At 55.9% G+C, this 20,481-nt stretch carries 22 protein-coding genes; 4 read left to right on the forward strand and 18 right to left on the reverse strand.

From position 1 onward, the window contains the following. Nucleotides 1-53: 53 nt before the first annotated feature. The 6 genes from artJ to AC4OVU_RS07725 all read right to left on the reverse strand — a co-directional run bounded on the left by artJ (nucleotide 54) and on the right by AC4OVU_RS07725 (nucleotide 4,579). Nucleotides 54-785 carry an arginine ABC transporter substrate-binding protein ArtJ gene (gene artJ, locus AC4OVU_RS07700; RefSeq protein ID WP_047637463.1) on the reverse strand — a complete coding sequence of 244 codons (732 nt, stop codon included), beginning with the start codon at nucleotides 783-785 and terminating at the stop codon, nucleotides 54-56. Between the two features lie 179 nt (nucleotides 786-964). Then, a complete protein-coding gene (artM, locus tag AC4OVU_RS07705; protein WP_003858369.1) occupies nucleotides 965-1,633 on the reverse strand; it encodes an arginine ABC transporter permease ArtM in 669 nt (222 codons plus the stop codon). Then, on the reverse strand, nucleotides 1,633-2,349 hold the full coding sequence (gene artQ, locus AC4OVU_RS07710; RefSeq protein WP_003858367.1) for an arginine ABC transporter permease ArtQ: 717 nt from the start codon (nucleotides 2,347-2,349) through the stop codon (nucleotides 1,633-1,635). Before artQ ends, artM begins: the two co-directional genes overlap by 1 nt. A 6-nt stretch (nucleotides 2,350-2,355) precedes the next feature. After that, complete coding sequence (artI, locus tag AC4OVU_RS07715) at nucleotides 2,356-3,087, reverse strand: arginine ABC transporter substrate-binding protein ArtI (RefSeq protein ID WP_006174322.1); 732 nt, start codon at nucleotides 3,085-3,087, stop codon at nucleotides 2,356-2,358. 18 nt (nucleotides 3,088-3,105) lie between these two features. After that, a complete protein-coding gene (gene artP, locus AC4OVU_RS07720) occupies nucleotides 3,106-3,834 on the reverse strand; it encodes an arginine ABC transporter ATP-binding protein ArtP (protein WP_110292396.1) in 729 nt (242 codons plus the stop codon). Nucleotides 3,835-4,060: 226 nt separating this feature from the next. Continuing rightward, nucleotides 4,061-4,579 (reverse strand): lipoprotein, encoded by a 519-nt coding sequence (locus tag AC4OVU_RS07725; protein WP_023303369.1) that lies wholly within the window; start codon nucleotides 4,577-4,579, stop codon nucleotides 4,061-4,063. Between the two features lie 97 nt (nucleotides 4,580-4,676). On the opposite strand from AC4OVU_RS07725, the gene AC4OVU_RS07730 reads away from it, so the two are divergent. From AC4OVU_RS07730 to AC4OVU_RS07740, 3 genes are all read left to right on the forward strand, one after another. Further along, complete coding sequence (locus tag AC4OVU_RS07730; RefSeq protein ID WP_006174327.1) at nucleotides 4,677-5,000, forward strand: heavy metal-binding domain-containing protein; 324 nt, start codon at nucleotides 4,677-4,679, stop codon at nucleotides 4,998-5,000. After that, the gene (locus AC4OVU_RS07735) at nucleotides 4,997-5,827 is read left to right on the forward strand and encodes an N-acetylmuramoyl-L-alanine amidase (protein WP_023296195.1); all 831 of its coding nucleotides are present in this window, start codon (nucleotides 4,997-4,999) and stop codon (nucleotides 5,825-5,827) included. Before AC4OVU_RS07730 ends, AC4OVU_RS07735 begins: the two co-directional genes overlap by 4 nt. A gap of 269 nt (nucleotides 5,828-6,096) precedes the next feature. Then, entirely contained in the window at nucleotides 6,097-6,720 is a 624-nt protein-coding gene (locus tag AC4OVU_RS07740) for a helix-turn-helix domain-containing protein (RefSeq protein WP_110292397.1), read from the forward strand. Here the strand turns inward: AC4OVU_RS07740 and AC4OVU_RS07745 are convergent. Continuing rightward, on the reverse strand, nucleotides 6,717-7,355 hold the full coding sequence (locus AC4OVU_RS07745) for a type II secretion system protein GspB, cryptic system variant (RefSeq protein ID WP_032619999.1): 639 nt from the start codon (nucleotides 7,353-7,355) through the stop codon (nucleotides 6,717-6,719). The genes AC4OVU_RS07740 and AC4OVU_RS07745 overlap by 4 nt on opposite strands. Continuing rightward, nucleotides 7,355-7,510 (reverse strand): hypothetical protein, encoded by a 156-nt coding sequence (locus tag AC4OVU_RS07750; RefSeq protein ID WP_181419212.1) that lies wholly within the window; start codon nucleotides 7,508-7,510, stop codon nucleotides 7,355-7,357. Before AC4OVU_RS07750 ends, AC4OVU_RS07745 begins: the two co-directional genes overlap by 1 nt. Here AC4OVU_RS07750 and AC4OVU_RS07755 point away from each other — a divergent pair. Next, complete coding sequence (locus AC4OVU_RS07755; protein ID WP_110292399.1) at nucleotides 7,479-9,290, forward strand: glycoside hydrolase family 19 protein; 1,812 nt, start codon at nucleotides 7,479-7,481, stop codon at nucleotides 9,288-9,290. The genes AC4OVU_RS07750 and AC4OVU_RS07755 overlap by 32 nt on opposite strands. Nucleotides 9,291-9,428: 138 nt before the next feature. Here the strand turns inward: AC4OVU_RS07755 and AC4OVU_RS07760 are convergent, their stop codons facing one another. The 10 genes from AC4OVU_RS07760 to aqpZ all read right to left on the reverse strand — a co-directional run bounded on the left by AC4OVU_RS07760 (nucleotide 9,429) and on the right by aqpZ (nucleotide 20,381). Beyond that, the gene (locus tag AC4OVU_RS07760; protein WP_017384852.1) at nucleotides 9,429-10,442 is read right to left on the reverse strand and encodes a 3-beta-hydroxysteroid dehydrogenase; all 1,014 of its coding nucleotides are present in this window, start codon (nucleotides 10,440-10,442) and stop codon (nucleotides 9,429-9,431) included. 92 nt (nucleotides 10,443-10,534) lie between these two features. Then, nucleotides 10,535-11,971 carry an SDR family oxidoreductase gene (locus tag AC4OVU_RS07765; protein WP_110292400.1) on the reverse strand — a complete coding sequence of 479 codons (1,437 nt, stop codon included), beginning with the start codon at nucleotides 11,969-11,971 and terminating at the stop codon, nucleotides 10,535-10,537. Between the two features lie 10 nt (nucleotides 11,972-11,981). Then, entirely contained in the window at nucleotides 11,982-12,983 is a 1,002-nt protein-coding gene (gene ltaE, locus AC4OVU_RS07770; RefSeq protein ID WP_045142254.1) for a low-specificity L-threonine aldolase, read from the reverse strand. Between the two features lie 38 nt (nucleotides 12,984-13,021). Next, on the reverse strand, nucleotides 13,022-14,740 hold the full coding sequence (poxB, locus tag AC4OVU_RS07775; RefSeq protein ID WP_110292401.1) for a ubiquinone-dependent pyruvate dehydrogenase: 1,719 nt from the start codon (nucleotides 14,738-14,740) through the stop codon (nucleotides 13,022-13,024). Nucleotides 14,741-14,924: 184 nt separating this feature from the next. Continuing rightward, the gene (locus AC4OVU_RS07780) at nucleotides 14,925-15,236 is read right to left on the reverse strand and encodes a hypothetical protein (RefSeq protein ID WP_410028386.1); all 312 of its coding nucleotides are present in this window, start codon (nucleotides 15,234-15,236) and stop codon (nucleotides 14,925-14,927) included. Between the two features lie 247 nt (nucleotides 15,237-15,483). Further along, nucleotides 15,484-15,702: a hypothetical protein gene (locus tag AC4OVU_RS07785; protein ID WP_193143560.1), complete on the reverse strand. Its 219-nt coding sequence runs from the start codon at nucleotides 15,700-15,702 to the stop codon at nucleotides 15,484-15,486. A 131-nt stretch (nucleotides 15,703-15,833) separates the two neighbouring features. Then, complete coding sequence (gene hcr, locus AC4OVU_RS07790; RefSeq protein WP_017693710.1) at nucleotides 15,834-16,802, reverse strand: NADH oxidoreductase; 969 nt, start codon at nucleotides 16,800-16,802, stop codon at nucleotides 15,834-15,836. A gap of 10 nt (nucleotides 16,803-16,812) precedes the next feature. After that, the gene (hcp, locus tag AC4OVU_RS07795) at nucleotides 16,813-18,465 is read right to left on the reverse strand and encodes a hydroxylamine reductase (protein ID WP_110292403.1); all 1,653 of its coding nucleotides are present in this window, start codon (nucleotides 18,463-18,465) and stop codon (nucleotides 16,813-16,815) included. Nucleotides 18,466-18,609: 144 nt separating this feature from the next. Further along, on the reverse strand, nucleotides 18,610-19,509 hold the full coding sequence (locus AC4OVU_RS07800) for a LysO family transporter (protein ID WP_110292404.1): 900 nt from the start codon (nucleotides 19,507-19,509) through the stop codon (nucleotides 18,610-18,612). A gap of 176 nt (nucleotides 19,510-19,685) precedes the next feature. After that, nucleotides 19,686-20,381: an aquaporin Z gene (aqpZ, locus tag AC4OVU_RS07805; RefSeq protein ID WP_026080729.1), complete on the reverse strand. Its 696-nt coding sequence runs from the start codon at nucleotides 20,379-20,381 to the stop codon at nucleotides 19,686-19,688. Nucleotides 20,382-20,481 lie beyond the last annotated feature (100 nt).

Here is a 20,481-nt window from a genome sequence, read left to right on the forward strand (position 1 = left end):
CCTTACCCGGCCTACAGACCACCCCCGTAGGCCAGGTCACCCGGCAAAAAAGGTTATTGCGGGAACCACTGCTCGCTGATTTTCTGGTATGTGCCGTCAGCTTTGATCGCTTTCAGCGCGCCGTTCAGTTTCTCAAGCAGAGCCTTGTTATCCGGACGCACGGCAATACCGAGGCCAGTGCCGAAATACTGCGGATCGGTCACTTTCTCCGTCGCTGTACCCAGCTGCGGGTTGGTTTTCAGCCACTCATTCACGACCGCGGTGTCGCCAAATACGCCATCAATACGGCCATTTTTCAGGTCGATAATGGCGTTCTGGTAGCTGTCGTAGGCCACGGTTTTCACTTCAGGATGCTTGTCCTGGAGGTATTTCTGGTGCGTGGTGCCGTTCTCCATGCCGATGCGTTTGCCTTTCAGCTCGTCGAAAGATTTATAAGCCCCTTTCTTCGCAATCACCACCGCAGAGTTCGCGTAGTACGGGTCGGTGAACGCGACCTGCTTGCTGCGCTCTGGCGTGATGTCCATGCCGGAGATCACCGCGTCGTACTTTTTAAATTTCAGGGACGGGATCAGGCTGTCAAATGCGTGGTTAGTAAAGGTGCAGTCGGCCTGCATCTGCTTGCACAGCGCTTTCGCCAGGTCGATGTCGAAGCCGACGATCTGGTTGCCGGCATCCAGCGATTCAAACGGCGGATAGGTGGCAGAAACGCCGAAATTGATTTTATCGGCGGCGGATGCGCCAGCGGCGAAGGTTGCGAGGAATGCGGCCAGAACTAACTTTTTCATTGTAATGCTCCCGTCTGTCAATCTTGTCATTATGCGCCGTGTCTGCGGCATGGATGTACAATGCCACTCAATGAATTTATATGCAATAAATATGATTAAATATTATTTAATGCATAAAAAAATGCGGGTAACCCATCAGGTTACCCGCACTACGAAAACAGCTTTATGCATTAAGTCGATTAATTTCTGCGCTCAAACGCCAGCGCCTTACGCTCGATAAGACGCATCATCAGGGTCAGCAGACCGTTGACCACCAGATAGACCAGACCCGCCGCACCGAACACCATCACGTCGTAGGTGCGTCCGTACAGCAGCTGTCCGTGGCCCATCACTTCCATCAGGGTGATGGTGTAGGCCAGAGAGGTACTTTTGAACACCAGCACGACTTCGTTGGAATAGGAAGAGAGGGCGCGCTTAAAGGCATAAGGCAGCAGGATCGCCAGCGTATCCTTCTTGCTCATGCCCAGCGCCCCGCAGGACTGCCACTGGCCTTCCGGGATCGCGCGAATGGCGCCGTAGAACAGCTGCGTGGTATAGGCCGCGCTGTTCAGGGAGAGGGCAATCAGGGCGCAGAGCCATGGCTCAGAGAGCAGATGCCAGATAACCGGATATTCCTGTAACGACGGGAACTGGCCCGGGCCGTAGTAAATCAGGAAGATCTGCACCAGCAGCGGCGTTCCGGTGAAGAGCGTAATGTAGCCACGTACAATCCACACCAGCACCGGCGTTTTCAGCGTCAGGACGATGGTGAAGATCAGCGCCAGGATCAGCGCCACGATGATAGACGCGACGGTCAGCGTCAGGCTGGTGTGCAGCCCTTTCATCAGTTCGGGTAAATAATCCAGCATCAGCCTGGTCTCCGTTCAAAACGCGTTGCGCGCAGATCAATACGCTTCAGAACGTACTGGCTCAGCAACGTGATCACCAGGTAGATAGCCGCCGCGACGATGTACCAGGTAAACGGCTCCTGCGTACGGGTGGCGATACTTTTGGTTTGCAACATCAAATCGTTCACGCTGATCAGGCTCACCAGCGCGGTATCTTTCAGCAGTACCAGCCACTGGTTACCCAGCCCTGGCAGGGCATGACGCCACATCTGCGGCATCACCAGGCGGAAGAAGATCGCCGCTTTCGACAGACCCAGCGCCTGGCCGGATTCCCATTGACCCTGCGGTACCGCTTTCAGCGCGCCGCGCAGCGTTTGTGACGCATAGGCCGAATAGAGCAGGGAGAGCGCAATCACGCCGCACAGGAACGGGCTGACGTCGAAGTTCTCAATCTGCATCTGCACCGGGATCTGCGCAAAGCCGAGATTAATCGTGAAGCCGTCCGACAGCGTTAACAGCAGCTGTGAGGAGCCGAAATAGATAAACAGGACCACCAGAATTTCCGGCAGTCCACGCAGCACAGTCACCAGCGCTGAACCGAGCCATGCGACAGGGCGCCACTTAACGGACTCCCACACCGCAAAGAACATCGCCAGTACGAGGCCGATAATCAGTGCACAAACGGCAAGGCCGACGGTCATCCCGGCGGCGCTTGCTAAAGGAAAAATTTCATTCATCAGGAATTACTTCTGGAACCATTTTTTGTAGATGGTTTCGTAGGTGCCGTCTTTCTTCACTTTTTCCAGCGCAGCGTTGAATTTCTGCTGCAACTCGGTATTGCCCTGACGTACGGCAATACCCAGACCTGTACCGAAGTAGTCTTTATCGGTCACCTTGTCACCCACGGCGGCCAGCTTGTCGTTCGCTTTCAGCCATTCAGTCACAACAGCCGTGTCCCCGAACACCGCATCGATACGACCGTTTTGCAGGTCCAGCTTCGCATTCTGGTAGCTGTCATACGGCACGGTGGTGATTTCCGGATGCTTATCCATGATGAATTTCTGGTGCGTGGTGCCGTTCTGCACGCCGACTTTCTTGCCTTTCAGCAGGTCAACGGAGGCGTATTTACCTTTCTGACCGATGAACAGGGCCGAGTTGTCATAATAAGGGGTGGTGAACAGAACCTGCTTTTCACGCTCCGGAGTGATGTCCATTCCGGCCATTACGGCGTCGATACGGCGGAACTTCAGGCTTGGGATCAGGCTGTCGAACGCCTGGTTGCTAAAGGTACAGGTCGCGTCGATTTCTTTACACAGGGCGTTTGCCAGGTCCACGTCGAAGCCAACAATCTTGTTGTTCGCATCAATGGATTCAAACGGAGGGTAGGACGCTTCAGTGGCGAAACGGATGGTCTGGGCTGCGGTAGCGGAAAGGCTGACGCTAGCAAGCAGCGCGGCAATCAATACTTTTTTCATTATAATTTCCCTAACACATTAGTGTGATAAGTAGTTTTTGAAGGCATCGGTTTGCGGGTTAGTGAAGCAGCTCGCGTCACCCTGCTCAACGATATACCCGTTTTCCATATAGACCACGCGGCTGGCGGTTTTGCGCGCCACTTCCACCTCGTGGGTCACGATGACCTGGGTAATGTTGGTTTCCGCCAGCTCACGAATAATGCTCACGATCTGGGCGGTAATTTCCGGGTCCAGCGCCGCGGTTGGCTCGTCAAACAGCAGCACCGCCGGCTCCATCATCAGCGCACGGGCGATCGCCACACGCTGTTGCTGACCACCAGAGAGGTGTAAAGGATACCGGTCGCTGTACGGTTTCAGACGCAGACGTTCGAGCAGCTTTTCCGCACGCGCCATCGCCTGGTCTTTGCTTAAGCCAAGCACGCGGCACGGGGCTTCAATCAGGTTTTGCACCACCGTCAGATGCGGCCAGAGATTGTATTGCTGGAAAACCATGCCCACGTTTTGACGCAGTTCACGAATCGCTTTATCAGTCGGGGTTTTCGCGAAGTCAAAATGGTTACCGGCGATGGCCAGCGTCCCCGAACGGGGCATTTCAAGCAGATTAAGAACACGCAGAAGGGAGCTTTTTCCCGCGCCGCTTGGGCCGAGCAAAACCAGCGTTTCGCCCTCCGGGCAACTCAGCGTAATGTCGAACAGCGCCTGGTGTGCGCCGTAGAAGCAGTTAATGCCGTTTAGTTTAATACTCATCGGGGCAGTCTTTACTCATCCAGGCAATCTATAGCAATTGAGGCCGCAGATAGTACCGTTGACAGAATAGTTATGCAATATTTCTGCGTTAAAAGTTAAATATAACCCGTGTTTCCTCTTAAACATAGCACAAAATAGCGACGGGAATGGGGGGCGAGTATAAATGTCGGCATTCCGCAGGAAATGCCGGACATTTTACGGGGTTAACGTTTATTTAACGGAGGCGTTAGCGGTTCTCAATCGACTGGCGAAGGGTGCCCGCCGGGGCATGAACGCTGCCGCCAATGTAGCGCACATCGTCTATTGCCCAGCACTGGCCTTCACGGATCATCAGCACCTCATCCTGCCATGTTTGCGTCCCCTGGGTGAGCTTCACGCGCAGGGGAATATTGCGTGCGTCGGTATTCGGTATGGTGGACGCGCTGGCAACGTCGGCGCTGTCCGGCAGCGTGGCGCGGCTGGAGAACGGATCGGATGACAGCAGGGCGTTGTGCTGCGGATCGCGCGAAGCGTCGGTGAGCAGTTTCGCCAGATTATCGCTCAGGTACGGGCGCAGGGCGGTCAGGTCATTACCGTGATGCTGAATACGGTAATCATAAAATTGTTGCGCCACGGCATCCGGGCCACCCTCAATACAAGGGCCGCTGCGGGTTCCGATATCCTTAAAGGCTGGCGTGACCGGCGTTGTGCAGGCGCTGAGCACCAGCGCGCATGGCACTAAAAGCGTTAAAGCAGAGTAGCGCATGTTGATTTCCTTATTTATTAACTATCCTTTCAATCATAGCGTAACGAACCGATAATGCTGTCGCTAACGCATTGAACGCTAAAGAAGGAGAGAAAGTATGCAATTTTCAACAACGCCAACCCTGGAAGGTCAACCGATTACCGAGTACTGCGGCGTGGTCACCGGTGAGGCGATTCTCGGCGCCAACATTTTCCGCGATTTCTTTGCCGGCATTCGGGATATCGTCGGGGGTCGTTCCGGCGCGTACGAGAAAGAGCTGCGTAAGGCGCGCGAGATTGCGTTTAAGGAGCTGGGCGAGCAGGCCAAAGCGCTGGGCGCGGATGCGGTGGTGGGCATTGATATCGACTACGAAACGGTCGGGAAAGATGCCAGCATGCTGATGGTGAGCGTAAGCGGTACGGCGGTGAAAACCCGTCGATGAAGCGTTCGCTCTCAACCCTCCTGCTGGCGATGTTGCTGGCAGGATGCGCCTCGGAAGAGGGCATTGTTGATAAAGGCGCGTACGAGCTGGATACGCGCCATCAGGCGCAGGCGGCCTACCCGCGTATAAAGGTGCTGGTTATTCACTACACCGCCGATGATTTCGACACTTCGCTTGCGACCCTGACCGATAAAAACGTCAGCTCTCACTATCTCATCCCCGCAAAGCCGCCAGCTCCGCAGGGCAAACCGCGTATCTGGCAGCTGGTCCCGGAGAGCGAACTGGCCTGGCATGCGGGCATCAGCTTCTGGCGTGGCACCAACCGCATAAATGATACCTCCGTCGGCATTGAGCTGGAAAACCGCGGCTGGCGGAAAACCGGTGACGTGAAAACCTTTACCCCCTTCGAACCGGGGCAAATTGCGGCGCTGATCCCGCTTGCCAGAGACATCATCGCCCGCTACGACATTAAACCGCAGAACGTGGTGGCACACTCGGATATCGCCCCGCAGCGTAAAGACGATCCTGGGCCACTGTTTCCTTGGCGCGAACTGGCGCAGCAGGGTATCGGAGCCTGGCCCGATCCGGGGCGCGTGAATTTTTATATCAACGGGCGACCACATTATCAGCAGGTTGATACCGCAGCACTGCTCGATTTGCTGGCGCGCTACGGTTACGAGGTGCCAGAAAACAGTACGCCCGAACAGCAAAAACGCATCATCATGGTTTTCCAGATGCATTTCCGTCCGCAGTTATGGAATGGCGTAGCGGATGTGGAAACCATGGCGATTGCCGAAGCACTTTTAGAGAAATACGGACAGGGGTAAACCTTCGGATTACCCCCGAATAAGTATATTTTCGTAAGTTCCTATCAGATTAATCCTAAGTACAAACTCATTTCATTTTTAGTTAATTGACTTAAAATTATCCCGATTTAAGATGGACACATAGCGCGCTAAGTAATTTGGCGAATTAATAAAAAGCTTCACTCTTTTTTTGTTTATTCTTGACGTTTTCATCAGGAAAAATATTTATGGCTCGGTAACAACACCGTGGCCATGCTTTTTAAAAATCACATCTTAAATCGGGTATAACAATGTTAAGCATCTATGGAAAAAAATTACGTCCGCAACATGAAATGGAAAAGATCATTTCTGCAACCTCAGGCGTTGAAGAAAGAACGTTAAAAAAATGGCAGAAAATTTCCACCTCTGATTCCGGCTATATTCATATTATCGTCAGCGGTGAAGTCGAATTTCGACGTGAATCTGACGAACTGTGCATGTTCACCGTCACCGGGCAATGCATTTTCGGCCTGTCGTCAATGTATTACAACGCCACCCATATGTACGGCCTTGTTCGGACGAATACGGTTGTTCGCTCGATCAAGAAAGAGGTCTTCGCCCAGCTGATGACCGAAAAAAATCTGTGGCCAGAACTGACCAAAGTCCTTTCCTGGTGCATCTGCATGCTGAGCAAACGTGATGATGTTCTGGTTGCCCGCAGTGCGTATTCCGTTGTCCGCGAATTTTTATATGAGATTAACGACCTGATTGTTCAACAACAGCGTGATATTAACGTTTATGATTACATTCAGGAATACACTAACCTGGCACGTAGCACTATTATTAAAATCCTCTCCGAACTGAAAAAGGGTCAATATATTGTGGTGGAAAAAGGTCGACTGCTTAACCTTACCGCACTGCCTGAAAAATATTAATACCTGCTCCCGCCGTCTCCTTTTTCACTGAAAGGAGAACGGCTATTTCCACTGTTTTTTACACTGGCTTGTGAATTATCCTGCGTTTCGTCAACCGGCGGCTCGGGAATTTTTCCTTGAGAATAATCCTGCTCCTGCTCTTTTAGCGCCTGCTTAAATAATTCCGTTAATGATGACTCTTCACTGCCCGTGCTGGCGGGAGCGTTATCGTGCTCATGCGCTTCGGTCCCGGGTAAGGTATCCCGCGAGGCGTCGTGTGGCACCGCGCCGTCGGGCGCCTGCTGCCAGTCGCCATCATCACTGTTGATCGGCAGATCCTGCATCGATGGAACATCAACTGGCACTGGCGCAGCTTTAGGCTGCGGATGCGGGAACGGTTTACTCACGTACACGTAATGCATATCCGAAAGCTGCGTTTCCGGTTTCGCAACGCTGGCGTTGACCGGTTCAGGCGCCGGGTGGCGTAGGTTCCAGTAGACGTGCATATACAGGCCGACAACCAGCATGGCGCAAAGCCCGACCAGCCATAACACTGTTTTGCCGAATACGTTTTTAAGGCTGGGGAGACGGTACGAAAACCAGACCGCTTCCCCGGTTGTATAGCTGCGCTGGGCCGCAAGACAGATGGTCGACATTAGGCTTTCTTCTCCTGCATTTTCGCGTCCGGGGTGGTGCGGGTGGTCTGAATCAGTACGCCCGGCGTGCTGTTGGTCACGCGCATCAGCTGCATCAGCGTATCTTCACCGGGGATAACTGAAATGAACAAAAGGACGTTACTGAGTGTACTCATTGCGGGAGCCTGCGTGGCGCCACTCATGGCTCAGGCTGCTAACCTGAAGGAGACCAGCAGTGAGCCGTACACCATCAAAGCCAGCGATCTGGCGAAGAAAGAGAAGGAACTGACGGACTTCCCGCTGATGGCTTCGGTTAAAGAGACCATCCAGACGCTGGATAACGCGCAGGTCGAACTGATTGAACCAGGCCGGGCGGCGAACCCGGACAACGTTAAGCGCGTTGAAGGGATTGTGAAAGCCAGCGACTGGGAATATCTCTTCCCGCTGCGCGCGCAGGCCTATACCTACAGCAACTTCCTGAAGGCCGTGGGTAAATTCCCGGCGCTGTGTAAGACCTACAATGACGGTCGTGACAGCGACGCCATCTGCCGCAAAGAGCTGGCCACCATGTTTGCCCACTTTGCCCAGGAGACCGGCGGCCACGAAAGCTGGCGTCCGGAAGCCGAATGGCGTCAGGCGCTGGTCCACGTACGTGAAATGGGCTGGAGCGAAGGGCAGAAGGGCGGTTATAACGGCGAATGTAACCCGGACGTCTGGCAGGGGCAGACCTGGCCTTGCGGTAAAGATAAAGACGGCGATTTCCTGAGCTACTTCGGTCGTGGTGCGAAACAGTTGTCCTACAATTACAACTACGGTCCATTCTCTGAAGCGATGTACGGCGACGTGCGTACGCTGCTTGACAAACCTGAGCTGGTGGCGGACACCTGGCTGAACCTGGCGAGTGCGATCTTCTTCTTCGCCTATCCGCAGCCGCCAAAACCAAGCATGTTGCAGGTGATCGACGGTACATGGCAGCCGAACGATCACGATAAAGCCAACGGTCTGGTTCCGGGCTTTGGTGTGACCACCCAGATCATCAACGGCGGCGTTGAGTGCGGCGGCCCGACTGAAATTGCGCAGTCTCAAAACCGTATCAAGTATTACAAAGAGTTCGCGAACTACCTGAAAGTGCCTGTTCCGGCGAACGAAGTGTTGGGTTGCGCTAACATGAAGCAGTTCGACGAAGGTGGCGCAGGCGCCCAGAAGATTTACTGGGAACAGGACTGGGGATGGAGCGCGGATACCCCGGACGGCAAAACCTACTCTTGCCAGCTGGTGGGTTACCAGACCCCGTTCAGCGCATTTAAAGACGGTGACTACAGCAAGTGCGTGCAGCACTTCTTTAACGTGAAAATTGTTAACGACGAGGGTTCTTCCGAGACCCCGGACGAAACGCCGGTCACGCCAACACCGACGCCATCCGACGATGAAACGCCGGCACCAACCCCAACGCCGGATGAAACGCCGGTTGTGGTGAACCACGCGCCGGTTGCGCAGATTGCCGGTCCGATCGGTGCAGTGGAAGCGGGTGCGCAGGTTTCTCTGAGCGCCGAAGGCTCTACCGATCCAGATGGTAACACGCTGACGTATACCTGGCGTTCCCAGGATGGTCAGACTGTTACCGGTCAGGACAAAGCGGTTGTGACCTTTACAGCGCCAGAGTCTGCGACGGCGCAGCAGTATGAAGTGAGCCTGACCGTCAGCGATGGCGAACTGAGCAGCACCACGTCTTACCTGCTGAACGTGAAAGCGAAAGCGGCAACGCCATCCGGAGAAGATACGTCTTACCCGGCATGGAGCGCGAATAGCAAGTACAACGCCGGTGATATCGTGAACAACCACGGTAAACTGTTCCAGTGCAAACCGTTCCCGTACAGCGGCTGGTGTAACAATGCGCCGACGTACTATGAACCTGGCGCAGGTCTGGCATGGGCTGAAGCCTGGACGGCATTATAAACAGCAAACGGCAACCCCCAGGGTTGCCGTTTTAGTGTCTGCTCTTTCCCCTCACCCTAACACTCTCCCCAGGGGGGCGAGGGGACAGTACGGTGCAGTTGTAGGCCCGGTAAGGCGCAGCCGCCACCGGGCAAAAGGCTAACGATGAAGTTTCCCGTGATCCCGTAACCACGCCGCCGTACGCACTATCCCTTCATCCAGCGATACAATCGGTTTATATCCCAGCTCGTTCTCCGCCCGCGAAATATCCAGCGTAAAATCAAAGTTGAGCTTCGACACACCGTAATGCGTCAGCGCAGGCTCTTTCGCCGATTTACTGCCAAAGCGCTCCATGCTGCGGGCAATCATGTCCAGCATCGGGTAAGGAACAGAACGGATCCGGCAGTCGATTTTTAACTCGTCAATCAGCCTTTGCACAATGCTGCGCAGGGTACAGGGTTCGCCGTTGGTGATGTTGTACGCGCGGCCCGACACCAGCTTATCGCATTCCGGCTGGCTCGCCAGCCACATGGCGTGAACGGCATTTTCGTAATAGGTCATGTCCACCAGCGCATCGCCGCCGCGCGGTAACAGCACGCTGCCGTAGTGGTGCATCATCTGGGCCAGTCGCGGGATAAAGACTTTGTCGTGCGGCCCAAACAGGCTCTGCGGACGCAGCACGGTAAAGCGGGTGTGCGGGTTTGACTGGGCCAGCAGGTCGATCACCTCTTCGCCCGCCGCTTTGCTGCGGGCAAACTCACAGGCGAAGCGCGCCGGGCGGAAATCTTCCTGAATATCACGATGGTGGTGATAGTCGAAATAGAGCGACGGGGAGGAGATATGAATAAAGTTACGCACGCCCCAGGCGACGGCCCATTCGCCCAGACGACGCGTGGCGCGCACGTTGGCGAGATCAAAGGCTTCCTGGGTACCCCACGGAGAGGTAAAACTGGAGCAGTGCCACAGCGTATCGATACCGGCGAGCATCACCTTGGCCTGAGAGGAGACCAGCTCCGTCAGATCGGCATGGACAAATTCAGCGCCCATTTTTTGCAGGAGCTTACCCATCGCCTCATTGCGACCGGTGGCCCTCACGCTGATGCCTTTGTTGCGCAGAAACTCGACCGCATTTCGGCCTAAGCCGCTGGTCGCCCCGGTAACCAGTACCTTCATAACAATCCACTGTGTTGAAAAGAATTTCGTGCGCATTCTTTCGTGAATTACGATGTGTTGCAATGGGAAAGGTGAAAGATTAAGAGTTTTATTTAGTTATTTTCCCGCTTTTGTTCTGCCAGTTGCGCTATCCGTTTCGCCATTCCGCGGAAGATAAACAGGTGTGCCGGGATCATCAGCAACCAGTAAAACAGACCCGGCATTCCGTGCGGATGCCACCATGCCCGAACGTCCAGTTCACGATGGTCGCCGTTGTCCTTGAGGGTGAAGCAGAGCCGCCCCAGCCCCGGCGCCTTCATGCCAAACAGCAGCGCCAGCTGTTTTTCAGGCTCAACAATAATCACTTTCCAGCTGTCGACGGTATCGCCCACCTTCAGCCAGGGATGGGCAGGGCGGCCTTTTGCCAGCCGGTGACCGACCAGCAGATCCAGCGCGCCGCGCGTTTGCCACAGAATATTGCCGAAGAAATAGCGCTCTTTGCCACCGATCTGATTCACCACTTCCCACAGCGCTGCCAGGCTGGCCGTGGTTTTTACCGTACAGCCCGCCTGTTTCGGATAATAGCCGTACTCGGGCCGCCAGCGGGCAAACGCCTGCGCGTCATAGCCCCAGTCGCTGGAGTTCACCAGCTTCTCTTCTTCTTTCAGCGTATTGCGCACCGCGTCGTCAAAGCGGATGAGTTCCTGGGGAATTAAGGCGCGCAGCGCGCGATCGTCCGCCAGCAGATCGTGCTTCAGCCCCTGGATAAGCGCTTTGGCGGTCGTCGGCGGCACGGAGGTGATCACATTCAAAAACCACACCGATATCCAGCGGGTCGGGAAGGGGATGGGGATCAGCCAGCGGTGGCGGCCACTCACCCGCATAAAATGTTCGAACTGCGCCTGATAGCTCAACACTTCCGGACCTGCCGCCTCCAGCACGCGATGCTGCTCCGCCGGGTGATCCAGCAATGCCACCAGATAATGGAGTAAATTCTCCAGCGCAATGGGCGTGGTGCGCGAGCGTACCCAGCGCGGCGGCGTCAGCACAGGCAGGTTGTAGACCATATCGCGCATCACTTCGAACGCGGCGGAACCCGCGCCGACGATGATCCCTGCCCTCAGTTCGGTAACGGGGATACGGGCGCTCCGCAGCGTTTCTGCCGTCAGCTGTCGGGCGCGCAGATGGTCTGACTGCTCGTGCTCAGGCGCCTGGAGCGAGCTTAAAAAAATCACCTGCTTCACCGGCGTTTGCAGCAGCGCATCACGAACGTTCATCGCCACCTGACGCTCGTGGGCGATAAAATCGCCGCCTTCGCCCATGCTGTGGACAAGGTAGTAAAGTGTATCGACCCCTTCCAGCAGCGCAGGAAGCGCTTTCGGCCAGCTAAGGTCAACGTTGTGACACGTCACGCCAGGCAAATGTAGCTTTAGCAGGCGTTCCGTGTTACGTGCCGCTGCCAGCACCTGGTGCCCCTGCTGGCTTAACGCAGTGGTCAGATGCTGACCGATATACCCGCTGGCGCCGAGCACCAGAATACGTTGCGGCACGGTATGCTCCTTAACGCTGTAAAAACGCCTGCCAGTGTTTCACCACCTCGGTCAGCTGCTCGCGGTTAACGTCAAGGTGCATCACCAGCCGCACGACCGGGGAGGCGTTAATCAGCACGCCTCGGGCTTTCATAAAGTCGCCCAGCGCGGCAGCATGCTCATCGCCGACGCGGACAAACAGCATGTTGGTGTCGTGACGCATGACATCTGCGCCGATTTCACGCAGCTGCGCTGCCATCCACGCCGCATTGTCGTGATCGTCTTTCAGGCGTGACACGTTATTTTTCAGGGCGTACAGTCCGGCAGCCGCCAGAATACCCGCCTGACGCATCCCGCCGCCGGTCATTTTGCGCCAGCGGTTGGCGCGCCTGATGTAGTCCGCGCTGCCAACCAGCAGAGAACCTACCGGCGTACCCAGCCCTTTAGAGAGGCAAATGGTGAACGAGTCGCAATATTGGGTGATCGCTTTCAGCTCGCAGCCGTACTCCACCACGGCGTTGAAGATACGTGCGCCGTCAACGTGCAGGCCGAGCTTACGCTCGCGGGTAAAGTCCCATGCCGCTTTCAGGTATTCGCGCGGCAGGACTTTACCGTTATGGGTGTTTTCGAGGCTCAGCAGTTTAGTGCGGGCGAAGTGAATATCGTCGGCTTTGATTTTCGCCGCGACTTTGTCCAGCGGCAGGGAGCCGTCCGGCGCGGCGTCAATCGGCTGCGGCTGGATGCTGCCAAGCACCGCCGCACCGCCGGCTTCGTACAGGTAGTTATGCGCCCCCTGGCCGACGATATACTCCTCGCCGCGCTCGCAGTGGCTGAGCAGCGCCACCAGGTTAGCCTGCGTGCCGGTGGGCAGGAACAGGACAGCCTCTTTACCGCTCAGCTCTGCCGCATAGCGCTGGAGTTCGTTGACCGTCGGGTCATCGCCGTAGACGTCGTCCCCGACCGGGGCGGCCATCATCTCTTCGAGCATGGCGCGGCCCGGACGGGTAACGGTATCACTACGTAAATCAATCATTTCACATCCCTTTAATTTAAGAGGTCTTGTGAAATGTTTTACCTGAGCCAGTTGGTTTTTGCCAGTTCGATCACTTCGTCACCGCGCCCGCTGATGATGGCGCGCAGCATGTAGAGGCTAAAACCTTTGGCCTGTTCCAGCTTGATCTGAGGCGGGATCGCCAGCTCTTCTTTGGCGACCACCACATCCACCAGCACCGGGCCGTCGATGGCGAAGGCGCGTTGCAGGGCGTCGTCCACCTCTGAGGCTTTCTCCACCCGAATACCGGTGATACCGCAGGCTTCGGCGATGCGGGCGAAGTTGGTGTCGTGCAGTTCGGTGCCGTCCGTGAGGTAGCCTCCGGCCTTCATCTCCATCGCCACGAAGCCCAGAACGCTGTTGTTAAAGACCACGATTTTGAGCGGAAGCTTCATCTGCGCCACCGACAGGAAATCCCCCATCAGCATACTGAACCCGCCGTCGCCGCACATCGCCACCACCTGACGTTCCGGTGCCGTCGCCTTTGCGCCCAGCGCCTGCGGCATGGCGTTGGCCATTGAGCCATGGTTGAACGACCCAAGCAGGCGACGTTTGCCGTTCATTTTCAGATAGCGCGCGGCCCAGACGGTGGGCGTTCCTACGTCGCAGGTGAAGATGGCATCGTCGTCGGCGAAGTGGCTGATCTGCTGCGCCAGATACTGCGGGTGGATCGCTTTTTCGCTCGGTTTGGCGAGATCGTCCAGCCCCTTGCGCGCATCGCGATAATCGCTCAGGGCTTTATCGAGGAATTTGCGGTCCGTTTTTTCTTCCAGTAGCGGCAGCAGGGCGGCGAGGGTGGATTTGATATCGCCGATAAGCGCCATATCCACCTTGCTGTGCGCGCCGATGCTGCCGGGATTAATGTCGATCTGGATAATTTTGGCATCCGTCGGGTAGAACGCGCGGTACGGGAACTGGGTGCCGAGCAGGATCAGCGTGTCGGCGTTCATCATGGTGTGGAAGCCGCTGGAAAAACCGATCAGCCCGGTCATGCCGACATCGTACGGGTTATCGTATTCAACGTGCTCTTTCCCGCGCAGGGCGTGCACAACTGGCGCCTTCAGCTTACCGGCAAATTCCACCAGCTCTTTATGCGCGCCGGCGCAGCCGCTGCCGCACATCAGGGCGATATTGCTGGAGTATCGCAGCAGCTGTGCCAGCTTTTTCAGCTCTTCTTCGGCAGGGGTAATGGTTGGCTGGGGCGCAGAGTACCAGTGGGTGGTGGCGGTTTCAGGTGCGGCCTTCAGCGCCACGTCCCCCGGCAGCACAACCACCGAAACCCCGCGATTCAGGATCGCCTTACGCATGGCTATCGCCAGCACCTGTGGGATCTGCTCCGGCGATGAGACCAGCTCGCAATAGTGGCTGCATTCACGGAACAGGTCCTGCGGATGCGTCTCCTGAAAATAGCCGCTACCGATTTCAGATGACGGAATGTGAGCCGCAATCGCCAGCACCGGAACATGGTTGCGGTGACAGTCGAACAGACCGTTGATGAGGTGCAGGTTTCCCGGTCCGCAGGAACCTGCACAGACGGCGAGTTCACCCGTAAGCTGCGCTTCGGCACCGGCGGCAAAGGCGGCGACTTCTTCATGGCGGGTGGGCATCCACTCAATAGTTTTCATCTTGTTAAGGCTATCGCTGAGTCCGTTCAGAGAATCGCCAGTGACGCCCCAGATACGCTTTACGCCAGCCTGCTCAAGGGTTTTCGCTATGTATGCAGCCACGGTTTGTTTCATGGTTGTCCGTCTCCTTTATGTGATATCGCTTACAAGCTTAGAAGAAAGTCGCTGTATTGCCTGCTCAGTATTCCTTAAGTACAGGTGGTTTTTCTGCGCGACGCGCCGCCAGCGGGCTGAGGTTGGGGCGGGCGGAAGCGGGTTTGCAGACCCTTTTTTCCTGATGATGCATAAGTTATTGATTTTATATGGTTGGGCTGATGGGGAATAAAAAAGGGTCTGGAGGAAGTTTTTGAGGTATTGGTTTATCAGACAAAGGGATAGGTGTAGATTGTTTCAGTTCACTGCCGTGCAGGCAGCTTAGAAATCTACCCGCACGAAAGAAGAGTCTATCGTCAAGTTCACTGCCGTGCAGGCAGCTTAGAAAATCAGCATAATCACCACCGATCAGATTGTAAGGTTCACTGCCGTGCAGGCAGCTTAGAAAACAGTGAAAGATGGCGCTGTTAAACGCTACAGGTTCACTGCCGTGCAGGCAGCTTAGAAATTTGGCCACGCGGTTTGCCTCCGCCAGCACCTGGTTCACTGCCGTGCAGGCAGCTTAGAAACTGCTTACGCGCGGATACCGCCTGGGCGTCATGTTCACTGCCGTGCAGGCAGCTTAGAAACAGGTCTTGTTAATGATGCTGTAGCCCATCTGAGTTCACTGCCGGGCAGGCAGCTTAGAAATGGCTGTCGGTGTACGAGTTGGCATCGATAAGGTTCACTGCCGTGCAGGCAGCTTAGAAATTTCCCGATATTCCTCAGCGATCCGCTGCGCCGTTCACTGCCGTACAGGCAGTAGGCACAATGTAGGCCGGGTAAACGTAGTGCCACCCGGCAAAAAGCCCGGTGGCGCTGACGCTTACCGGGCCTACAGGGTTCCAAAGGCAAAAGCGCTGGCCTGCACGGGCAAAAAGCCCGGTGGCGCTGACGCTTACCGGGCCTACAGGGGTTACAAAGGCATATGCGCTGGCCTGCATGGGCAAAAAGCCCGGTGGCGCTGACGCTTACCGGGCCTACAGGAGTTTCAAAGGCAAATGAGCTGGCCTGCACGGACAAAAAAGCCCGGTGGCGCTGATGCTTACCGGGCCTACAGGTGAACCACGACAGATTATGCGAGCACAAGATCGCCCTGCGGATGGCACGAACATGCCAGCACATAGCCCTCCGCGATTTCCGCGTCGGTCAGCGTCATGGTGCTGGTGACCGTGTACTCACCGGAAACCACTTTGGTCTTACAGCAACCGCACACCCCGGCGCGACAGGCCGCTGCCACCGGTACGTTGTTGCTTTCCAGCGCTTCAAGCAGCGTGGTGCCCACGCGGCCAAAGAAGGTCTGCGCCGGTTGCAGCTTCGTGAACTTCATCCCGCTGGTCGCCGCTTCCGCTACAGGCGTGAAGAACTGCTCTTTGAAGAAGCGGGTCACGCCGAGCGCTTTCACTTCTTTCTCCACGATCTCCATGTACGGCGCCGGGCCGCAGGTCATCACGATGCGGTTCGCAATATCCGGCACGCTTTGCAGCAGCTCGCGGCTCAGGCGCCCCGCGACAAAACCGTGCGTCGCGTTGTGCTCGGCCACCAGCGTCACCGGATAGTTGCGCCATTCTTCGGCAAAAATCACATCTTCCGGGGAACGAACGCTGAAAATCACCTGCACGTTGGCCTGAGGTCGGTATTTCGCCAGCCAGCGACGCATCGACATAATCGGCGTCACGCCACAACCCGCCGCCAGCAGCAGGAATTTATCTTCCGTCTTGTCGTCACAGGTAAACTCGCCCTGCGCGTCAGACAGCCAGATGTAATCCCCGCGCTTCACGTCCCGGGTCAGCCACTCGGATCCTGCGCCGTCATCAATACGACGAACGGTGAGCGTAATGTACTCGCTCACCCCCGGCGTGGAGGAGATCGTGTAGGCGCGCAGAGTATCCGCCGAATTACGCACGCTCACCAGCGCATACTGGCCCGCGCGGTACGGATAATAGTCATGGCACAGCAGCGACAGCGTCCACACATCCGGCGTCTCCTGATGGATGTGATGAACCTGCATCCGCCACGGACATTGTGAGGTTGGCATGGTCATGAGTTACTCCTTACGCGCTCAGCAGTTGCTTCATATCATCTTCAACGTTGGTCACAGAACGCAGACCAAATTTCTCGTTCAGGATGGCCAGCAGGTCCGGCGTCAGGAAGCCTGGCGCGGTCGGCCCGGTGACGATGTTGGTCACGCCGAGAGAGAGCAGAGTCAACAGGATAACGATCGCTTTCTGCTCGAACCAGGAGAGCACCAGCGACAGCGGCAGATCGTTCACGCCGCAGCCCAGTTTCTCTGCCAACGTGACCGCCAGAATGATGGCTGAATATGCATCGTTACACTGACCCGCATCCACCAGGCGCGGCAGACCTTCGATGTTGCCGAAGTCCAGCTTGTTGAAACGGTACTTACCGCAGGCCAGGGTCAGGATCAGACAGTCTTCCGGTACGCGGGTGGCGAAATCGGTGAAGTAGTTACGTTCCCCGCGCGCGCCGTCACAGCCGCCGATCAGGAAGATGTGACGCAGTTTTTCACGGCTGACGAGGTCAATCAGGGAATCCGCCGCACCCAGCAGGGTTTCACGACCAAAACCGACGGTGATGAGGTGCGGAATTTCGCTGTACGGGAAGCCTGCCATCTGCTGCGCCTGAGCGATAACCGGACCGAAATCGTCGCCTTCAAGGTGGCTCACGCCCGGCCAGCCGACGATGCTGCGGGTCCAGATACGGTCGTCATACGCGCCGACGGTCGGGTCGATGATGCAGTTAGAGGTCATGACGATTGGGCCAGGGAAGCGGGCAAACTCCACCTGCTGGTTCTGCCAGCCGCTGCCGTAGTTACCGATCAGATGCTTAAATTTACGCAGCTCCGGGTAGCCGTGCGCGGGCAGCATTTCGCCGTGGGTATAAACGTTAACGCCGGTGCCTTCGGTCTGCTTCAGCAGGTTGTAGAGATCTTTCAGGTCATGACCGGAGATCAGGATGCATTTGCCTTCGGTCGCTTTGACGTTGACCTGCGTTGGCGTTGGGTGGCCGTAGGTGCTGGTTTCACCGGCATCCAGAATGCTCATCACTTTGAAGTTCATCTGGCCGATTTCCATCGAGCATTCCAGCAGGGCGTTCATATCGGAAGGCCAGGTGCCCAGCCAGGCCATGATTTTGTGGTACTGGGCGTAAATAGCGTTGTCGTACTGGCCGAGTACGTGCGCGTGTTCCATATAGGCCGCAGCACCTTTCAGACCGTACAGGCACAGCAGGCGCAGGCCGAGGATGTTTTCGCCAATCGCCGCTTTGTCTTTATTGGGAGTAAATTCTGCGGCCTGACGCTGTAGCTCGCCCAGGTCGTCGCTCACCAGCTGTAGCTCCGCCATCGGGTTGTCCACGCGGGCGCTGGCGTCGGCATTCATGCACTGCGCTTTCAGGGCTTCACGCAGGGCAATCGCTTCGCGGGCATAGCCCACAATGCGTGGAGAATCGAAGTTAACGTTGGTCAGCGTGGAGAAAAATGCGCGCGGCGCAAAGCTGTCGACATAGTGATCAACAATGCCATATTCACGGGCTTTGAAGGCCCAGGCGGACAAGCCTTGCAGCGCCGCAATCAGCAGATCCTGGAGATCGGACGTTTCTGCGGTTTTGCCGCACATACCCTGCGCGTAAGAGCAGCCGTTGCCTGCTGGGGTACGGATGGTTTGTTCACATTGCACACAAAACATAATCACACCTGTTAAAGTTATATTTGAGATACATGTTTAAGGTTATGCCTGTGCCACAACGGAGAAAAGTGCTTTCTTATACTAAGTGGAGGGTTATTGATTTAGCGCAATTTTGGCGGCAGGTTCACTACCGCCAAAGCAGTATCAGGCTGAGAAGAACGCCATCAGAATGGGGACCAGCAGGCTCAGAATAAAGCCGTGTACGATGGCGGCAGGAACCATCTCCAGTCCTCCCGAGCGCTGTAACACCGGCAGGGTAAAGTCCATTGAGGTGGCCCCGCACAGGCCCAGCGCGGTAGAGCGGCTGCGGCGTACCAGGCCGGGGATCAGCATGATGGCTATCAGCTCGCGCGCCAGATCGTTAAAGAAGGCGGCGCTGCCGATCACCGGACCAAACGATTCGGTCAGCAGAATACCGGAGAGCGAATACCAGCCGAAACCGGACGCCATCGCCAGGCTGGTTTTCAGCGGCAGATCGAGAATAAAGGCGTTAATCACTCCCCCCGCCAGTGAGCTGGCCACAACGATAACGGCAACCATCATGCCCCGGCGGTTAAGGACAATCTGTTTCAGCGTCATGCCATTATTTCGCAGCTGAATACCAATCAGGAAGAGCAGGAAAATAAGCGTATATTCGCTGGCTTCCGTTGCGTGCTGTAAAAATGCCCAGCCGGTCAGACCCAGTAAAAAACCGAGTACCACCACGCCGCACAGTTTTAATGATTCCAGCGCCATCGCAATACGGGAGGGAAGCTTTTCCTGATGGTGGTGATTTTTCCAGGGAATAGTGCGTTCCAGCCAGAACAGCGCAGCAATATTGCACAGCAGAATAACCACTACCGTAACCGCAGAATAATGCAGGATGGAAAGCAAGTTCGTCGCCAGATTATCCAGGAAGGCCAGGCTGATCCCCATAAAGAACAGAATGACGTAAACAATCCAGCTGAGAAAACGATTAATAAGCTTTAAGGCCGATTCATGACGCAGCGGAATAAGGTAGCCCAAAATCAGGGGCAGAAGAATGATGAGGAGTCCTGAGAACATGAACAGCCGGTCCTTTTGAGTATCAGTTAAGCGCCAGAGACACTACCCAATAAAGGCTGTGAGGTAAAGCTACAAAAAAAGCCGGGTGGCGGCTACGCCTTACCCGGCCTACAAAGTGCACACTAACGTAGGTCGGGTAAGCTTTAGCGCCACCCGACATTACAGACCGCACTTAATTAATCGCGTTTTTCCAGCAGGGTGCGATACAGCACGCCGCCCAGAATACCGCCGATAATAGGCATCACCCAGAACAGCCACAGCTGTTCAAGCGCCCAGCCGCCCTGGAAAATAGCCACCGCGGTGCTGCGCGCCGGGTTAACGGAGGTGTTGGTCACCGGAATGGAGATGAGGTGGATCAGCGTCAACGCCAGACCAATAGCGATGGGGGCAAAACCCGCAGGCGCGTATTTGTCCGTTGCGCCGTGGATCACCAACAGGAAGCCTGCGGTGAGCACAATTTCAATCACGATGGCAGACAGCATCGAGTAGCCGCCTGGAGAGTGTTCGCCGAAGCCGTTCGACGCAAATCCGCTGGCCGCGGCGTCAAACCCGGCTTTTCCGCTGGCAATTACGTACAGCACCGCCGCGGCAATAATACCGCCAATAACCTGGGCAATAATATAGCCAATAATATCTTTCGCCGGGAAACGTCCGCCCGCCCATAATCCTAATGTGACGGCCGGGTTGAAATGACCGCCGGAAATATGCCCCACGGCGAATGCCATGGTTAATACAGTTAAACCGAATGCCAGCGCGACGCCGACAAAGCCAATACCTAATTCCGGAAATGCGGCTGCCAGTACTGCGCTACCGCAGCCACCAAACACCAGCCAGAATGTACCAAAGCATTCTGCCGCTAATTTTCTGAACATAACCACCTCAATAATAAACGTCCGCGCCCATTCCTGCGCGCGGGTTATATCGCCATAAAGGGATGACGACTCAAAGAGCCAGTATTTTGAAACCATCAAC

It is taken from the genome of Enterobacter sp. 6722112 (assembly GCF_058661685.1).

Excerpts from the sequence above, each read along its gene's own strand:
- artP (WP_110292396.1), bottom strand. The coding sequence starts at position 3,834 with ATGAGTATTAAACTAAACGGCATTAACTGCTTCTACGGCGCACACCAG.
- artJ (WP_047637463.1), bottom strand. The coding sequence starts at position 785 with ATGAAAAAGTTAGTTCTGGCCGCATTCCTCGCAACCTTCGCCGCTGGC.
- artI (WP_006174322.1), bottom strand. The coding sequence starts at position 3,087 with ATGAAAAAAGTATTGATTGCCGCGCTGCTTGCTAGCGTCAGCCTTTCC.
- AC4OVU_RS07760 (WP_017384852.1), bottom strand. The coding sequence starts at position 10,442 with ATGAAGGTACTGGTTACCGGGGCGACCAGCGGCTTAGGCCGAAATGCG.
- aqpZ (WP_026080729.1), bottom strand. The coding sequence starts at position 20,381 with ATGTTCAGAAAATTAGCGGCAGAATGCTTTGGTACATTCTGGCTGGTG.
- AC4OVU_RS07800 (WP_110292404.1), bottom strand. The coding sequence starts at position 19,509 with ATGTTCTCAGGACTCCTCATCATTCTTCTGCCCCTGATTTTGGGCTAC.
- ltaE (WP_045142254.1), bottom strand. The coding sequence starts at position 12,983 with ATGATTGATTTACGTAGTGATACCGTTACCCGTCCGGGCCGCGCCATG.
- AC4OVU_RS07755 (WP_110292399.1), top strand. The coding sequence starts at position 7,479 with ATGAACAAAAGGACGTTACTGAGTGTACTCATTGCGGGAGCCTGCGTG.
- AC4OVU_RS07735 (WP_023296195.1), top strand. The coding sequence starts at position 4,997 with ATGAAGCGTTCGCTCTCAACCCTCCTGCTGGCGATGTTGCTGGCAGGA.
- AC4OVU_RS07750 (WP_181419212.1), bottom strand. The coding sequence starts at position 7,510 with ATGAGTACACTCAGTAACGTCCTTTTGTTCATTTCAGTTATCCCCGGT.
- artQ (WP_003858367.1), bottom strand. The coding sequence starts at position 2,349 with ATGAATGAAATTTTTCCTTTAGCAAGCGCCGCCGGGATGACCGTCGGC.
- AC4OVU_RS07730 (WP_006174327.1), top strand. The coding sequence starts at position 4,677 with ATGCAATTTTCAACAACGCCAACCCTGGAAGGTCAACCGATTACCGAG.
- AC4OVU_RS07725 (WP_023303369.1), bottom strand. The coding sequence starts at position 4,579 with ATGCGCTACTCTGCTTTAACGCTTTTAGTGCCATGCGCGCTGGTGCTC.
- poxB (WP_110292401.1), bottom strand. The coding sequence starts at position 14,740 with ATGAAACAAACCGTGGCTGCATACATAGCGAAAACCCTTGAGCAGGCT.
- hcr (WP_017693710.1), bottom strand. The coding sequence starts at position 16,802 with ATGACCATGCCAACCTCACAATGTCCGTGGCGGATGCAGGTTCATCAC.
- hcp (WP_110292403.1), bottom strand. The coding sequence starts at position 18,465 with ATGTTTTGTGTGCAATGTGAACAAACCATCCGTACCCCAGCAGGCAAC.
- artM (WP_003858369.1), bottom strand. The coding sequence starts at position 1,633 with ATGCTGGATTATTTACCCGAACTGATGAAAGGGCTGCACACCAGCCTG.
- AC4OVU_RS07785 (WP_193143560.1), bottom strand. The coding sequence starts at position 15,702 with ATGCAGGCCAGCGCATATGCCTTTGTAACCCCTGTAGGCCCGGTAAGC.
- AC4OVU_RS07740 (WP_110292397.1), top strand. The coding sequence starts at position 6,097 with ATGTTAAGCATCTATGGAAAAAAATTACGTCCGCAACATGAAATGGAA.
- AC4OVU_RS07745 (WP_032619999.1), bottom strand. The coding sequence starts at position 7,355 with ATGTCGACCATCTGTCTTGCGGCCCAGCGCAGCTATACAACCGGGGAA.